This is a genomic window from Wolbachia endosymbiont (group B) of Melanostoma mellinum, assembly GCF_947251465.1.
Taxonomy (GTDB): Bacteria; Pseudomonadota; Alphaproteobacteria; order Rickettsiales; family Anaplasmataceae; genus Wolbachia.
Genome location: NZ_OX366366.1, coordinates 944,541 through 960,402 on the forward strand (window position 1 = coordinate 944,541; position 15,862 = coordinate 960,402).

General features: G+C 33.7%; 17 protein-coding genes and 3 pseudogenes. 11 read left to right on the plus strand and 9 right to left on the minus strand.

The genetic code is table 11. The features are described from left to right. Positions 1 to 59 precede the first annotated feature (59 nt). Positions 60 to 287: pseudogene (locus OPR42_RS04445) on the minus strand (ankyrin repeat domain-containing protein); the annotation flags it as partial. 388 nt (positions 288 to 675) lie between these two features. On the opposite strand from OPR42_RS04445, the pseudogene OPR42_RS04450 reads away from it, so the two are divergent. Beyond that, a pseudogene (locus OPR42_RS04450) lies at positions 676 to 1,057 on the plus strand (IS4-like element ISWosp8 family transposase); the annotation flags it as partial. A gap of 79 nt (positions 1,058 to 1,136) precedes the next feature. On the opposite strand, the gene OPR42_RS04455 reads toward OPR42_RS04450, so the two are convergent. Beyond that, positions 1,137 to 1,523: a WD_0033/WD_0034 family tandem repeat-containing protein gene (locus OPR42_RS04455; RefSeq protein ID WP_458694735.1), complete on the minus strand. Its 387-nt coding sequence runs from the start codon at positions 1,521 to 1,523 to the stop codon at positions 1,137 to 1,139. A gap of 203 nt (positions 1,524 to 1,726) precedes the next feature. On the opposite strand from OPR42_RS04455, the gene OPR42_RS04460 reads away from it, so the two are divergent. Continuing rightward, positions 1,727 to 2,671, plus strand: coding sequence for an IS110 family RNA-guided transposase (locus OPR42_RS04460; protein ID WP_264336326.1), 945 nt, complete (start codon positions 1,727 to 1,729; stop codon positions 2,669 to 2,671). A gap of 81 nt (positions 2,672 to 2,752) precedes the next feature. Here OPR42_RS04460 and OPR42_RS04465 read toward each other — a convergent pair whose 3' ends face one another. After that, positions 2,753 to 3,772, minus strand: a complete 1,020-nt coding sequence (locus OPR42_RS04465) for a WD_0033/WD_0034 family tandem repeat-containing protein (RefSeq protein ID WP_265041941.1) — start codon at positions 3,770 to 3,772, stop codon at positions 2,753 to 2,755. A gap of 79 nt (positions 3,773 to 3,851) precedes the next feature. On the opposite strand from OPR42_RS04465, the gene OPR42_RS04470 reads away from it, so the two are divergent. Beyond that, positions 3,852 to 4,871: an Mrp/NBP35 family ATP-binding protein gene (locus tag OPR42_RS04470; protein WP_264682546.1), complete on the plus strand. Its 1,020-nt coding sequence runs from the start codon at positions 3,852 to 3,854 to the stop codon at positions 4,869 to 4,871. 149 nt (positions 4,872 to 5,020) lie between these two features. Then, a pseudogene (locus tag OPR42_RS04475) lies at positions 5,021 to 5,248 on the plus strand (helix-turn-helix domain-containing protein); the annotation flags it as partial. Positions 5,249 to 5,461: 213 nt separating this feature from the next. Here the strand turns inward: OPR42_RS04475 and OPR42_RS04480 are convergent. Genes OPR42_RS04480 through OPR42_RS04490 form a run of 3 tightly spaced genes read right to left on the minus strand, consistent with a single transcriptional unit; the run spans position 5,462 to position 7,064 of the window. Next, positions 5,462 to 6,013 (minus strand): DNA-3-methyladenine glycosylase, encoded by a 552-nt coding sequence (locus tag OPR42_RS04480; RefSeq protein ID WP_012481934.1) that lies wholly within the window; start codon positions 6,011 to 6,013, stop codon positions 5,462 to 5,464. A gap of 60 nt (positions 6,014 to 6,073) precedes the next feature. After that, a complete protein-coding gene (locus OPR42_RS04485; protein WP_265041943.1) occupies positions 6,074 to 6,619 on the minus strand; it encodes a hypothetical protein in 546 nt (181 codons plus the stop codon). After that, positions 6,591 to 7,064, minus strand: coding sequence for a hypothetical protein (locus OPR42_RS04490; RefSeq protein ID WP_265041945.1), 474 nt, complete (start codon positions 7,062 to 7,064; stop codon positions 6,591 to 6,593). Before OPR42_RS04490 ends, OPR42_RS04485 begins: the two co-directional genes overlap by 29 nt. 157 nt (positions 7,065 to 7,221) lie before the next feature. Between OPR42_RS04490 and mraY the strand changes: the two genes are divergently transcribed. Together mraY and OPR42_RS04500 are read left to right on the plus strand one after the other, a co-directional pair. Next, a complete protein-coding gene (gene mraY / locus OPR42_RS04495; RefSeq protein ID WP_007302271.1) occupies positions 7,222 to 8,202 on the plus strand; it encodes a phospho-N-acetylmuramoyl-pentapeptide-transferase in 981 nt (326 codons plus the stop codon). Between the two features lie 5 nt (positions 8,203 to 8,207). Further along, positions 8,208 to 8,801 carry a ribonuclease HII gene (locus tag OPR42_RS04500; protein WP_007302272.1) on the plus strand — a complete coding sequence of 198 codons (594 nt, stop codon included), beginning with the start codon at positions 8,208 to 8,210 and terminating at the stop codon, positions 8,799 to 8,801. A gap of 7 nt (positions 8,802 to 8,808) precedes the next feature. Here OPR42_RS04500 and virB9 read toward each other — a convergent pair whose 3' ends face one another. Both virB9 and OPR42_RS04510 read right to left on the minus strand, forming a co-directional pair. Then, positions 8,809 to 9,594 carry a P-type conjugative transfer protein VirB9 gene (virB9, locus tag OPR42_RS04505; protein ID WP_265041947.1) on the minus strand — a complete coding sequence of 262 codons (786 nt, stop codon included), beginning with the start codon at positions 9,592 to 9,594 and terminating at the stop codon, positions 8,809 to 8,811. A 240-nt stretch (positions 9,595 to 9,834) separates the two neighbouring features. Next, positions 9,835 to 10,461 (minus strand): histidine phosphotransferase family protein, encoded by a 627-nt coding sequence (locus OPR42_RS04510; RefSeq protein ID WP_010403653.1) that lies wholly within the window; start codon positions 10,459 to 10,461, stop codon positions 9,835 to 9,837. A 137-nt stretch (positions 10,462 to 10,598) separates the two neighbouring features. Between OPR42_RS04510 and purM the strand changes: the two genes are divergently transcribed. Then, positions 10,599 to 11,636, plus strand: a complete 1,038-nt coding sequence (gene purM / locus OPR42_RS04515; RefSeq protein WP_264730070.1) for a phosphoribosylformylglycinamidine cyclo-ligase — start codon at positions 10,599 to 10,601, stop codon at positions 11,634 to 11,636. Here the strand turns inward: purM and purC are convergent. Continuing rightward, complete coding sequence (gene purC, locus OPR42_RS04520) at positions 11,633 to 12,355, minus strand: phosphoribosylaminoimidazolesuccinocarboxamide synthase (RefSeq protein WP_264377528.1); 723 nt, start codon at positions 12,353 to 12,355, stop codon at positions 11,633 to 11,635. The genes purM and purC overlap by 4 nt on opposite strands. 65 nt (positions 12,356 to 12,420) lie before the next feature. Between purC and trmD the strand changes: the two genes are divergently transcribed. The 4 genes from trmD to OPR42_RS04540 all read left to right on the plus strand — a co-directional run bounded on the left by trmD (position 12,421) and on the right by OPR42_RS04540 (position 15,794). Continuing rightward, the gene (gene trmD / locus OPR42_RS04525; RefSeq protein WP_211907678.1) at positions 12,421 to 13,119 is read left to right on the plus strand and encodes a tRNA (guanosine(37)-N1)-methyltransferase TrmD; all 699 of its coding nucleotides are present in this window, start codon (positions 12,421 to 12,423) and stop codon (positions 13,117 to 13,119) included. Continuing rightward, positions 13,116 to 13,493, plus strand: a complete 378-nt coding sequence (gene rplS, locus OPR42_RS04530; RefSeq protein ID WP_064085768.1) for a 50S ribosomal protein L19 — start codon at positions 13,116 to 13,118, stop codon at positions 13,491 to 13,493. The genes trmD and rplS overlap by 4 nt, the downstream gene beginning before the upstream one ends. Positions 13,494 to 13,746: 253 nt before the next feature. Next, entirely contained in the window at positions 13,747 to 15,000 is a 1,254-nt protein-coding gene (gene pstA / locus OPR42_RS04535; RefSeq protein ID WP_265041948.1) for a phosphate ABC transporter permease PstA, read from the plus strand. Beyond that, positions 14,997 to 15,794, plus strand: coding sequence for a phosphoribosylformylglycinamidine synthase subunit PurQ (locus OPR42_RS04540; RefSeq protein ID WP_064085770.1), 798 nt, complete (start codon positions 14,997 to 14,999; stop codon positions 15,792 to 15,794). The genes pstA and OPR42_RS04540 overlap by 4 nt, the downstream gene beginning before the upstream one ends. The last annotated feature ends 68 nt before the right edge of the window (positions 15,795 to 15,862 follow it).

Genomic DNA, 15,862 nt, shown 5'->3' on the forward strand with positions numbered 1-15,862 from the left:
AAAGATAATTATAGGAACAAATGGATATCATTGAAGCAGCTGACACTGTGGCAGAATCGCTAGGCAAACCTACTATCGCTAGCAGTTTCTTGCTGTCGATTTGCTAAGATTGGTTTATCAACTTGAGTATCAGGCTTTGACAATTTATATATAGCATTGCCAACTATTAGTGCTGTTGCTGTAATTGCAACTACTGCTATAACTATAGGTATTAACTCAGCTGTAATTGCTCCGGCTGTAAAAAGTGCTATAGATATAGCAGTACCTAATAATGCAGTTACTCCACCGGGGCTTTGTTGCATCACTATCTATGAAAGGCTAACTATACAAGCAGCTTATTGAAAATCTTATTTTTTGCAATCAATCTGATTAAATTTAAGAATAGTAATTTATTGTTTGTACTAGTAAATTTAATTCTACTTAAAATAGCTAAAGCATTGAAATTCTTTAATTCTAGCTAGATTAGTGAATGATAGTAAAACTTCTTTTACTTAAATTTAGATATTTACTGACTGTCCTTACTATAAATGCTAGAATAATAAGCTATTGATATTCTACATTTTATCTTTTATTCATCGTAGATAGCGATTCAACAAAGCCCAATAGCGTCAACTTAAGGAAAGATGTTAAGGAGTAAAATACTGTGAAAAATAGGACCTTTGGTTTCTATTTTATTTCAATAAAGAAGATATCAGTAAAGCTTATCTATTAAGGTGTCACATAGAGGAGTGCTATAAAAGACTCAAAGTAGAAGGAGAATTAGAGAATTTTTCTGAGATAAATTTAGAGATAAGAATTTTGTGCAAATTTGGTCATGTGCAATACTTCATATGTGTGATGCACAAGAGCCTTGGAACCCAGATCAAATTGCTAAGTATCGTTTAAATTTTTCAGTTTTATTTGCTATAATGAAACAAAAACTTTATCAGGTGCTTGTTGGAACCAAAAAATTTTCAAGCCCTTTTTAAAATACTCACTAAAGTTAACGTGAAGATTGTATAGCCGCAATAAAGTAGATAAGCCTAAACGCCATAATGTCTTTAGGAGAGCTTGCTAATTTATTCTCTTAAGTTAACGCCATTGCCTGAACAGATACATAAAAAAGTAGTACTTGCAAGAAAGAGTTACTTAAGAAATTAATTAACTTTGCTATTTTCTCTAACATACCTAGAAGAAATAGATACATTATCTAATGCACTACTAATCCTAGTATTCCTTTCATTAATCGCTGCAGTTGGTTGAAAAGTGGCATAGATATATTGTGGTATGTCATTAATTCGTACTATAATAGAATTAATACATTCAATATTACCTTTATGTATAGCGATGCCAAGTGGCGTTAAGCTGTACGTCTGACCAGTTGGAGATATTACAGCATTGTGATTAGCAAGAATATCTTGCAATATACCACTATTTTGAGCATGAGTTAAAATCGAATTAATATGTGCATGATTACCTTCATATATAGCAAAGCCAAGTGGTGTTAAGTTGTACTTCCAACCATTGTAAGTTAAAAATATGATATAAAGGAGATAAGAGGGAAGATAACCCTACTCACTATAGGAATAGAGTTATCACGGGCGTGTGCGACCGACCAACTGTTGGTATTATAACCGTTCGGATCAAGGTACACTAGCCCATCTCTCGATACGTTTGAATAGTTGCATGGGACATATGTATGCACCCGTTTACAATCTTAAATTAATTAAAACTAATCGAGGTTATTATGATTACATCTTATCAAAATTTTATTGGCATTGATATTGGAAAATTTAAAAATGTTGTTGCAGTTCACAAACAGAAGAACGCTGTCGAATTCGACAATGATACTGCTGGCTGGCAACAATTGTTTCAAGATTTTTCAAATATCTTACCTAATTCTTTAGTAACTCTGGAAAACACTGGAAAATATGAGCTTGGCTTAGCACATTTTCTTGTTGATAAAGATATTGCTGTACATCGAGCTAATACTCGCAAAGTAAAAAGCTTTGTTCTATCTCATGGAACTTTAGCAAAGTCTGATCAATCAGATGCAAGAGCCCTTGCTCAGTATGGGTTTGAACGCTATAGTACTCTATCTCTATTTGCACCTATGTCAAAAGAACAAACAACCTTAGTTGCACTTTGTCAACGTCGTGATGACATTACAAAAATGAGAGCTCAAGAGAAATCTAGGCTTGCAGCACCTGAAAACGACCATATAAAAGAAAGCTGTCAGAAAACTATTGAATTCTTTAATAGCCAGATAGATGAGCTCAACAATACCATACAAAAAATTATTGATGAGAATCCAGAGTTACAAAAGCGCCAAAAAATCCTTAAAACAGTTCCAGGAATAGGTGCAAAATTATCTCAAGATTTTCTGTGTCTAATGCCAGAACTTGGTTATGTAAGTAGGGGAGAAATTGCAAGTCTTGCTGGAGTTGCACCTCATCCGAAAGAAAGTGGTAAAACTATTGGTTATCGCAGAATAAGTGGTGGCAGAAGCAACGTTCGTGAAAAGCTTTTTACAGCTGCGATGTCTGCTTCAAGGTCTAAGTCTGCGCTTGGTGCCTTCTATTCAAGGCTTGTTGGTAAAGGTAAAAAGAAGATGGTGGCTATGACAGCTCTAATGCGTAAAATCATAGTAATTGCCAATGCGAGGCTTAAAGAAGCAGTCAATGTGAATTAAAAAAATCTGCATAGAAAATAGGTTAACGAATATGTGGATAAATACGTCTACACACATTTAAAGTATTTATACACATATTCGTTAACCATAAGATCTAAGCAGTAACTGTTGTTTGATACAAAATTTTTCTATGATTAAGTTAGGGTTTTTATTGTCAAAAATGCACTTTTTACTCGAATAAAAAACAAAATTACAAACAAAAGTTGTAATGAAACTAAATTCAAAAAATTTTAAAAAACATAGTTGATCTGAAGAATACAAAGTATTTTTAGCAGTAAGAACTTCTTGCAGCTTACCATTATTTTGAGCTTGTCTTAAAATAGAATTAACATATTCATTGTTATTTCTATATATAGCAAGGCCAAGCAATGTTAAAATGTATGTCCAATTATTCAGAATATCTTGCGATACAACATTATTTTGAATCATTGTTGAAATGTAGTTACAACATTCCTTATTATTTTCATATATGGCAAAGCTAATTGGTGTTAAAATATGCGTCAGACCATCTGAAAACTGTAAAATATTTTCAGCAATAAAAACGCCTTGCAGCATATCATTATTTTGAGCTTTTTCTAAAATAGAACTGATACATTCTTTATTACCTTTATATATAGAGAAACTGAGTGGTGTTAAAGCATACTCCTTAGTATTGAAATACTGTACAATATTTCTAGCAGCAAGAATATCTTGTAGTATTCCACTGTCCTGGGCTTTTGTTAAAATATCATTAATATATCTTGGCTTATTGTAATGTATAGCAAAGCCAAGCGATGTTAAGGTGTACATCAGACCATCTTGATAGTTTATAATATTTTCAGTATTAATAATCTCTTGCAGTGTACCGTTATTTTGAGAATGTATTAAAATAGAATTAACGCATTCGTTATTACATTTGAATATGGCGAGGCTAAGTAGTGTTAAAGTGCGTTCCCCACCTCTTGGAAATCGTTTAGTATATCCTATTGTAAGAACTTTTAGTAAATCATTCTCTGAGGCTCTTTTCAAGATATTACCAATTTCCTCACCATTTGATATTACCTTTTTCAACTTTAAATGCAAATTTCGTTGTGCTTGTGTTAAGTTGTTATCATTTAGCATATTCTTGTAACCTCGCTTTAAAGTCAGTGCAGTTTAATTATTCTATGTTAGTATACACCAATAGAAAAAATTTCATCATATGTTCTGGAAAAAATTTACACAGGTTAATGAGGAAATCGTAAGAGAGAGCCTAAAAAAGGTTATAGAGAAGAAAAGTGGTAAGAATGTTGGTGTAGTATCCTCAATTGTTATTAAGGGTAAAGATGTTGCTTTTGCTCTTGAAGTTACTGAGCCAAATGAAGAATTAAGAAAAAATTGTGAGCAAGCTGTTAAGGCGATACCGGGAGTAGGAAAGGTTACTGTAGTTGCTACTGGTCAAAAACAAGCTAGGCAACAAAAAGCTAAACTTCATATCGAAGGAGTGAAAAATATAATTGTCGTTGCTTCTGGTAAAGGAGGTGTGGGTAAGTCGACAGTTGCACTAAATCTAGCTCTTTCGTTAGCAGAATTAAAACATAAAGTTGCTCTAGTTGATGCAGATATATATGGTCCTTCGATTCCTAAAATGTTGGGCACTGAGAAATTAAAACCAGAAATACAGAGTGGTAAAGCAATGCCTATAGAGAAACATGGTCTCTATACTATTTCAATTGGCTATTTTATTGATAAGGACCGCGCAGTAATATGGCGTGGACCTATGATCACAAAAGCACTTTACAATTTGCTAATGGGAACAAGGTGGTCTGATATAGAATATTTAATCATTGATACACCGCCTGGCACTGGCGATGTACATTTAAGTCTGATGGAGAATTTTAGTTTAACTGGAGCAATAATAGTTTCAACTCCACAGGAGCTTGCTTTAGTCGATGCACAAAAAATTTATGATATGTTCACAAAGCTCAGCGTGCCAATTATCGGCATTGTGGAAAATATGAGCTATTTTGTTCAAGATAATTCAAAAATACACATATTTGGAAAAGGTGGTGCAAAAAAAATGTCTGAAGAGCTGGGAGTCAAACTCTTGAGCAGAGTTCCTCTAGATCCGCAAATATGTAGTGCTTCTGATTGTGGAAATCCTTCAATACTAAGTGAGGATTTAGTAAGGATTTATGAAGGCATTGCTAAAGATGTTAGGTCTTTTGTATGCAGTCTATAAAGTTTTTTTAAACTACTTTTAAAATAGGTAGAATGTAATTTTAGGTGAATAAAATATTTCAAATGGCAGCAGCTACCTCGTATCTGAACAGACAATAGACTTCTTGGATAACTTAAGAAACAAGTAGTAGAAGCAATATTAGGGAAGGTATAAATTTTGAGCAGATAAGTAAACTTGATGAAGAGAAGCTTCGAAGACTAAGAGGAGTAAAAAGAAAAACATTGGAAAAATAATAGAAATTTTAATAGAGGAAGAGGCCAAGAAAAAGGCAAGAGGAGGAAAACCAAATATATTTATTAATAGCACTCGAATATTTGTGTAAATACCGTACATATTTCCATATAGTGCAAAGCTATGGAATAAGTGAAAGTTCTTGCTAACGGCTGAATAGAAGATGCATTGATAAAACATCCAGATTTCAGGAAGATAAAGAGCTATTAAAGTTAAATAGGAGTATGCAAAAGTTTTATAAAAAGGGAATGTTCAACTCCCCCATAGAAGATCAAAAAATATCCTTAGGTTATCCAAGAAGTCTATTGTTGGTAAACATAAAAGGCTATTTGCCTTTTTATCTAGTTTATGCAGGAGGTCTAATATTTATTGTTGAGTGTGATTTTAGGCATGTCTGCTAAAACGCAACTTTTAAATCGCCAAAATTTCTCCTTGCCTTTACTAATTCCGATTCTTGGAGTGCACACATAATCTGGTTTGAGGTGATATTCATAGAGACAAAATTCATGACTTATAGTAAGGTCTTGTTTATTATGTTCTTTTGTAATGTTTAATTTTTTGCACAGTATGCCTGGCCCGCCTAAATTTGCTTCAAGCGGTTCAGTGAGCTTTAATCCTCGTATTAACACTGCTGCTGGGAATCCTTCTGCTTCTGTTACAATATTTAGACAATAGTACATTCCATATATAAAATATACGTACGAAAACCCTGGCGTACCAAACATTACTGAGGTTCGATTAGTATAGCCTCTTGCTGCATGACAAGCTGGGTCATCCATTCCTATATACGCTTCAACTTCAGTTATTATTCCACTAAAATTAGAAAATTTCAGCATCTTCCCTAGCAGCTCCCCAGCTACGGTTAAAGTTGGCCGTTCATAGAAATTTCTTGGTAATATTGTGTTATTCATCATAGAAGTACAAGTTACTTACATTTGCAAGCAACTCATACTATTTTCGCTTTTCCTTATTTAGATAAGAGGATACCTACATCTCTGAGAAGTAGAAGTTGGTGTTGTTGTCACATTTGTTACATCTGTTGAAGGCTGCTGTAAAACCTTGACTGATTCAGAGCTCTTTTGTTGCAATTGCGGTACTAACGCTTCATATAAAGATTTTGGTTCACGTCTCTTACCTATTTTGACTTCTTTATTTGCACGCAACTGCTCTGCAGTAACACCGTTGCCTTCAAGGAGAGTTACACCATTATTACCATCAATGTTAACTTTAATTTTGCATTCTCTTCCATCAACATACCACTTTAAAGTCATTTCATATAACCCACTAATTATTTCATAAACTCTTTCCTCATTATCACTATCATTATTAATATAGCAACATGCCCCTCTCTTTTTTTCTTGATTAGGATGACAAAATGTAATTGTTCTTACACCATACTCTTTACATATACTACCGCCTAGAAGTTTAGCTATATCTACTCCTTCTTTATTGGCATGTAGCACAACTCTCACGGTGGGGTAAACAATATTACCTTCCCTTTTGCCTTCTTTTATCATTTATGGACTCTATGGTATATACCTTCGATATCTCTGCCTTAATTTGGTCAGCAATCTTGCCTACAATCTCTTTACCATGATAGTGAGATTCTCCTTTCTTCGGAGAAAAAGGTTCTTTGTTTGTAGTATTAGTGTCTGGATCATTCTGTAACTTAAAGAATTTATCCCATTCTTCATCACTGTCTAATTTAATATATTCACGCTTGTTCTTGCCTGATACTGCATTCTGAATACTAGACGATCCTTCTGTTACAGTTGTACCAGAGCTATTGCCTTTACCTTTTAGAAGAACAAGATGCTCTTCTGACCTTTCTTCCTTACTCAACTTTGAAGCTGCATCACCAAAAGAAGGTTTCTCTACTATATGCGTGTAAGAACTTTTAACTCTACTCTCATTATCAGGTACTGTATTAGCCCACAAAAGCTTTTTAATATAATCTAACATATGCCACCTCTTACCATTAACTAAATATCAGTATGCAAACTTTGCTATAACTAATCAATAACTAAATTTACTCCAAATAAAATAAGCTGATAAAAAGGTATAAATTGAGATTAGGTAAAGCTTTTGGTATAATATCTAGTTAATTTTGAATAGGCAGGTGATCTCAGCTACAAAGACGTTTTTTATCTCATTTATTTTTGGGTTTATTCTCTTTCCCTATTTTATAAAACTTCTAAAAAAGATAAGTAAAGATGGACAACCAATCAGATCATATGGACCAGAAAGTCATTTAATAACAAAAAAGAATATACCACCTATGGGTGGAATAATAATACTAACTTCTGCTTTATTACCAATCCTGCTTTGGACTCAATTAACACCAGAAATTTCATTGCTGGTATTTATAACTCTATTTTTTGCTCTACTTGGATTTATTGATGACTATTTAAAATTGAAGACAAATCACCACCGAGGTTTAAGTGCAAAAACCAAAATACTTATTCAGTTTGTCGTTACTCTGGTCTGTATGTTTATACTTAAGCTACAATCTGCTGAAGGTTTTACAAAAATTTCTCTATTTAGAGAAGTAGCAATCGACCTTGGCTATCTATATCTTCCGTTTGCTGCATTTGTAATTGTCGGCTCTTCTAATGCTGTGAATCTTACAGATGGCCTAGATGGCCTTGCTGCAACTCAAGCCATTACTTCCTTTGCTTTTTTGGGGCTAATTGCATACATCACTCAGACAGATGTAAACATTACTTTATTCTGCATTGCATTTATAGGAGCTATTTTAAGTTTCTTGTGGTTTAACACACATCCAGCAAAAATATTTATGGGTGATGTTGGAAGCCTATCAATCGGTGCAGCTTTAGGACTCACTAGTGTTCTAATTAAAAAAGAAATGCTTTTTGCCGTTATTGGAATAATCTTTGTAATAGAGACTTTATCTGTGATTATTCAGGTATCATATTTTAAATATACAAAATTTAGATATGGAGCAGGAAGAAGAATTTTCCTTATGACACCAATACATCATCACTTTGAAAAGAAAGGGTGGTCAGAAAATACAATAGTTATAAAATTTTGGATAATTTCTATTGCTTGTTCGATTTTTGCTTTAACTTTCTTATTATAGGAATTATGAAATATCCAGACTTTTCATTAGAAAATACATTATCAGGAATTATAGCAGGAGTAGATGAAGTAGGAAGAGGTCCGCTTGCCGGTCCAGTGATATCTGCAGCTGTAATATTTACTGATAGAGATACGGTTATTGATGGAATAAACGACTCAAAAAAGCTAACCCCTAAGTGTAGGCAAGTTCTATACGAAAAAATAACGTCTGTTGCAAAATTTGGTATAGGAATGGCAAGCGTAGAAGAAATAAACTCATACAATATTTTGCAAGCAACAAAGCTTTCAATGAAACGTGCGTTGGCAAACTTGAATCTAGAACTAGATTATGTGCTAGTTGATGGTAATCAACCACCTGAAGTAAAATGGCAAGTAAAATCTATAGTGAATGGTGATAGCTTAAGTATATCAATCGCAGCTGCTTCAATCGTTGCAAAAGTTACAAGAGATCGGCTTATGGAAGAATTGCATAATAAACATCCTCAATATAATTGGTATAAAAATAAAGGATATGGAACAAAAGAACACCTCAGCGCTATTGGCCTTCATGGAATTACGAAGCACCATAGAAAGAATTTTGCACCTATAAGAATACTATAGCCTTTAATCACTTACCTTTTTTGAAAGGTATGTTTTCATTAAACAGGCAGATTGTACTTGATCCGTTTCTTAAGGTAAATACCGAGCTTACTCTTTCAATTATCAGGTAGTCATCAACTGTACGAAAATTTATCAAGGATTCATATCCTGCAGAATCAACCATAAAAACTGCCGGGAAATCAGAGTTTATTTTATTAAATTGTAGATATGTAAATTTTCCGTCATCAAAAACCTTAATTGGTATTATTGATTGACTGCCTTTAACGTGCGAGATGGAATAGTTAAAATTCAAGCCTTTCTTTATAACCTCAATATCACTTATATCAGGGATAGTGGTATGACTAGCTTGCTCTAGAATATCACCGTTACTCGTTGAATAAATTTCATCACTGTTGAACAGTGGATAAAGAAACCTTACTTCATATGCTAACCTTGGATCATCTAGCCCGTTTGCTTCTTCAGCATGAAACTCGAAATAATAAACTCTTTTATTGGTAATTATAGTTGCATTAGTATCGGCAATATCATCTATAGGCTTAATAAATAATCTATTACCTTGAGGAAGGAGCTGCCAACCGGTTGCATCACCCATTGAAAGACTCTCTATTACCTCCCCTGGCTCAAACAATATGCTGGATTGATAACCATAAAAGCCCGTGTACTTATGTATAGCCTGTGGATTATAATTCATTACCTTTATGTGGTTATCACCAGCTATTGGTCTTGGTTCCTGTTTTGCAAGTGCATGACCACCACAAAAAAATAATAGTGCAACAAAGAGTACCCTAATCATAGTATCAAAATAAACTGATCTTTATTTTATCATTGATAGACATGTACTGCAACTATCAAACTATCCCAGTAGTAAGCGACAGAAAATGCAAGCTTCATAATAATTCATTACTGCAGGAAAAAGGGGAGTGTTAAATAAACTACAGATTTTATGTCTAAGTTACTCCACAAAATTTTTCCTTTCCTTATCCAAGATTCAAATTTATAGTATCGATTCCTTTTTATGAAATATGAAGCCACCTCAAGTTATAGTTAAGCCTATATTCAGTGAATTACTTTCACAAGTGCAATTGATTTTAGTGTTATACTGTTCTAACAGTAAAGAAGTCATATAGATAATAATGTCTTTTGTATCCAAACGAATATCATTTTTTTTTGTTAATTTGCTCACTAATAATGTACTTATTGATTTATGTTCATTTACTACTTTTATAGTGAGTAGTGTTTTATCTTCTGTTTTAGTCAGTAAAATAGACACTAATTCAATTTGTGCCACTGCACTGATTATAGTTATCACCATATTGGAAATTATCTTATTTATTTTTTCAATTAAGTTTTCTGTAGGACATTCACTTACTCTCCACTGAAGCTTTACTTTTTTTTTTAATAAATAATTTTCTATATTGGATTTAGTCTTAACAAAGCTGCAATTATCTGATGAATGAGAATACGCTTGCTTCATAACTTTATATTTATATATTAAATCATCGGAGCTTTCTTTAAGCAATGACAATGCTTCGTTTTGCATATTAGGGTTGTTTTCTTCAAGCTCTTCCAATCCACCCACTATTCCTTGCATAGAACTAGCAAAATCATGAAGAATTCGTCCTGATAGGCACTCTGTTATTAACATTATGTTTTTATTCATTGGATAAAAGTATAAATGATTTAAGTTAACCCTATATTGGTAGGCATGTAGTAGTCAATTTAAGAGAAAGTTTCGTTGCGCTTTTTGTGTCAAAGCATTAATGTAGTATTAATAATTATAAGATTTATGAAGGCGTTATGAATACTTATGCTAAATCTGGAATAGACCTTAAACTATATAATGAACTAATAAAAAAAGTTAAACCTATTATTGAAAAGACTAAAGGAGAAGAAGTAATTAGTGAAGTAGGATCATTTTCTGCATTGTTTGACTTTTCTTCGCTGAGTAAGAAATACGACCATCCAGTACTTGTTTCCTCAACTGATGGAGTGGGCACAAAACTATTAATAGCTCAAGAGGTGAATAAGCATGATACTATAGGTATAGACTTAGTTGCAATGTGTGTAAATGATCTACTTGCACAAGGAGCAACACCTTTATTTTTCCTTGATTACTTTGCAACAGGCGTTTTAAACAAAAACGTTTTATTGTCTGTAATCCAGGGCATTGCAGAAGGGTGCAAGGAATCTAAAATAGCATTAGTTGGTGGAGAAACTGCAGAAATGCCTGGAATGTATGGTAACAATCACTATGACCTTGCAGGGTTTGTGGTTGGTGTTGTTGATCGAAAGCAAATTCTTCCAAACTGTAGTATAATGAAAGCAGGTGACTGTGTAGTTGGTTTAGAATCAAATGGAATTCACTCAAATGGATTTTCTTTGGTGCGCCATATTTTTAAAAGCTTAGGTATAAATTATAATGATATATCTCCATGGAATAATAAATCTTGGGGTGAAATATTACTTAAGCCAACAAAGATATATGTTGATTCTTTGTTGCCTATTATGCCAAAGGTAAAAGGCATTGCGCATATAACAGGTGGCGGGTTAATAGACAATATTCCAAGAATTCTCTCAGGAAATTTATTTGTAGACATAAATATTAATTCTTGGAAATGGCCAGATATATTTTTATGGCTGAAAGAAGAAGGCAAAATAGAAAAGAGAGAAATGTTAAAAACATTTAATTGCGGCATAGGTATAGTACTGATTGTAGATCCCGATAATATGAAGGATGTGGAAAGCCATTTCCAAAAGCGTGGAGAAAAAATTGAGATTATTGGAAAACTTGATGAGGCATGTAACCCTCCACTTGATAGAGTAGTATTTAGTTAGTCTAACTTTACTGACAGTCTTTTTGCAACTTCTGAGTATGCTTCCTTTAAGTTTCCTAGATTTAAACGGAAAACATCTTTGTCTAGCTTTTTATGCGTATTTTTATCCCATAGCCTACAATTATCAGGGCTGATTTCATCGGCTAAAATGATTTTAGTGCTGTTGTTTATCAATTTGCCAAATTCTAACTTGAGATCAACTAAATATATATTTGCATTTGAAAATAGGTCGACTAAGATTTTGTTGATCTTTAAAGTTGTAGTTTTAACTTCTTCCATTTCTTTATGGGATAACCAACCAAAATATAGTATGTGATTTTCATTCACCATTGGGTCGGCTAGGTCATCATTTTTGTAAAAAAACTCGATTATAGGAGATGTAAGTGTCTCACCTTCTTTGATATTAAAACGTTTGCAAAAGCTGCCAGCTGCAATGTTTCTAACCACTATCTCAAGAGGTATTATCTTGAGTTTTTTGACTAGCTGTTCTCTTTCGTTTAAAGTGTTTATAAAGTGCGTGCTAATTCCTGCTTCTTCAAGCTTTTCCATGATAAAAGCACTAACATGATTATTAATTATTCCTTTGCCCTCAATAATTTCATATTTTTCCTTGTTGAACGCTGTAACATCATCTTTAAAGTACTGTATAACAGTTGATGAGTCTTCAGTTTCAATAATGACTTTGGCTTTACCTTCGTATATCGTTTTATTCAGTGACATGATTGATTTAGCTGTATACTATAAGATAATATCAAATTGCTGCTTAGTTTACTACAAATTTGCTAATGACGTTTAGTGTTACAGTGTTAACCATATTTCCAGAAATGTTCCCCGGGTTTTTGAACTATTCTCTTGCCGGAAAAGCGTTAGAAAAAAAAATATGGAACCTTGAAGTAATAAATATTCGTTCTTTTGCAAAAGATAAACATTCAACTGTGGATGATGTTCCATACGGAGGTGGGGCAGGGATGGTTATGCGCCCAGATGTGATTGGTAATGCAGTTGATAATGTGCTTTCTGCTCATAAAAATACTAGATTTATTTATATGACTCCATCTGGTACAAAATTTAATCAGAGCATTGCAAAGGAGTTAACAGAAATTCCTCATGTAACAATATTGTGTGGTCGATTTGAAGGTGTTGACCAAAGAGTAATTGATGTGTATACTCCTTATGAGTTAAGTATTGGAGATTATATACTTTCGGGAGGTGAGCCAGCTGCAATGGTGGTTCTTGATGCATGTATTAGGCTTCTTCCAGGTGTAGTAAATAATTTCGATAGCGTTGCTGAAGAAAGTTTTAGTTATAGTGGTGGTATGCTTGAATATCCTCAATATACTAGGCCTGAGCAGTGGAGTAGGTACAAAGTTCCTGAGGTTCTGTTGTCTGGCAATCACAGAAAAATAAGTGATTGGAGAAGGGAACAGTCATATGTTAGAACAAAGGAACGTCGACCTGAATTGTTGAATGGAGATGATAAATGACAAACTTACTTGAAAAATTTAACGAACAACAAATACAAAGGTTAGCCAAAGAGATGCCAGCTTTTTGTCCTGGCGATGATTTGAAGGTCACTTTTAAGGTAGTTGATAGTACGGGTGAGCGTATACAGATATTTGAGGGCGTATGTATATCAAAAAGAAATCGTGGATTACACTCTTCTTTTTCAGTTAGAAAGGTAAGTCATGGAGAAAGTATAGTATCACAATTTTTTGTTTACTCTCCTGCATTAATTTCAGTACAAGTGATAAGAAAGGGAAAGGTCCGTAGAGCAAAATTATATTATCTGTGCAAGCTATTTGGGAAAGCTGCAAGGATCAAAGAACGTACTACTTATGTTAAAAAAAAATCTAAGTAGATACAATAGGGAGTGATGTCAATTGTATCATCTCAAAACTCTCTCTTATTATCCCAGTGTGTGGCGCACAACTGTACTTTGCCTCCTGCTGTGGTGTCATCCCAATGTTTGACACTGGGATCCAGATTCTCCTTTTGGTTTGTGCTTTCATGGAAAATATAAAAATTATTTGCAGGCAAAGCCTGTTAGATCTCAGTGTCAAGCACTGGAAAAAGGGGAAAGTCTTTTCAAATCCTCATGTAAAGAAAAGTAAATGGGTATAATAAAGAAAAACTTCCTTAAGTTACTTCAATCTAAGCGCGTACATGCTCGTGTAAAAAGAAAAAATAAAAAGAACAGCATTTTATGCTTTTGCTCTTTTACAGCACTGATTGTCTCAATTGGGTGTCCTATATGTATATTACTAAGTATATTAGTTAACTCTTACAGTGCTTTAACAGTAACGAAAATTTTATTGCCAGTTGAAATAAATGCTGATCTTATTTTAACTAATAATCCTGGTGATTTACGATATAAGTCCATTGGCTTACTCAACAATTCTTTACGTAAGGTGTTTGAAGGAACTGATTTTAAAGACGGTGACGAAATTTTAAGTCGTAATTCTTACAAAGAACTAGAGAAATTTTTTCGTAAGAGAGTAAAAAATAGTGGTGAATATGAGATCTGGTTTACCGCATCGAGTGTGATCAATTCACTATATAAAAATAAATGTTTGAATGATCATTATGCTAAATTACTTGATTGGTTAAAGGAGAAGGGAAGAGTAAGAAAATTTTTTAATAAGTCTCTGTTTCTTAAGTCTGATTCTCGTGAGCCTGAGAATGCAGGGATTTTAGGGGCATTTATCGGTTCATTAATGACAATTATAGTATGCTTAGCGTTGGCATTGCCAATAGGAATTATGTCAGGTATCTGTCTTTATGAATTTATGCCTAGAAATAGGCTAATAACCAGTATTGTAGAAATTAGCATGAATAACCTTGCTGCAGTGCCTTCGATAATATTTGGTGTGGTAGGACTGACTCTCTACTTGGGCATATTTGGTTTACCCCGTTCTTCACCGCTTGTTGGCGGGATGACTCTTTCATTTATGATGCTGCCTAATATTATTATTGCAACAAAAAATGCCTTTACAAACGTTCCTATTGCAATAAAAGATGCAGCGTTTGCGCTAGGTGCACCTCACATCAAGGTGATATTGGATCACTCTTTACCGATTGCGTTGCCACGGATAATACATGGTGCAGTGCTTGCAATTGCAAGGATTTTAGGCGAATCTTCCCCTTTACTTATGATAGGCATGGTAGCATTTATTGCTGATACACCTACATCCTTCTTCGATCCGGCAACTGTTTTACCTGTACAAATATACATATGGTCAAGTAGTCCTGAAATTTCATTTATTGAGCTTGCTGCCATTGCAATTATAGCTTTATTGTTAATGCTATTTGCTTTGAATTTAATAGCAAATTTTGTAAAAAGAAAGTTCGAGTTTTTTGATTCATGAAAATTACAATCCTATCTGGTTATGGCTTAAATTGCGAAAAAGAAACTGCATTTGCATTTATGGAATGCAGCAGAAAGCTTGGTATTAATAATATTGAAGTAAAAATCGTTCACATTAATGATATTATAGATAATCCAAGTGAACTGAAATTAAGCAATATACTTGCAATTCCAGGAGGTTTTTCCTATGGTGATGATACTGGTGCTGGTAATGCATTTGCTTTACGTATAAAAAACAACTTGTTAGACGAATTTCAAAATTTCTTATCTCAGGATAAGCTTATTATAGGGATATGTAATGGTTGCCAGATATTAGTAAAATTAGTTCCAGAATTCTCTAATCTAGCTTTAACCTCTAATGATATAGGTAATTACCAATGTCGTTGGATTAGAGTGAGAGTTAATCCGCAGAGTAGTTCTGTTTGGCTACGGGGCCTGAGTGAGCTATATCTTCCTGTTGCTCATGGAGAAGGCAGGTTTTTTATGGATCAAGATATTTTAAATCAATTGATTGAAAATAATTCCGTTGCACTGCGTTACGTTGATGAAAATGGTGACTATGCAAATTTACAATTTCCTTACAATCCAAACGGATCTATATACGACCTGGCAGCTTTGTCAGACAAAAGTGGTAGAGTTTTAGCTTTAATGCCTCACCCAGAGAGAGGAATATTTTTTACTCAGCAGGACAACTGGCCTCTTGAAAAAGAAAAATGTAAACGTTCAGGAGTGGCTATGCCAAAATATGGTGATGGAATGCTCATATTTGAGAATGCACTAAAATATTTTGCGTAACGTTACATACAACAAGCCATAAAAAGTTACTTTCCTTGTTATGACAATAAATCCTTATTTTTGATCTG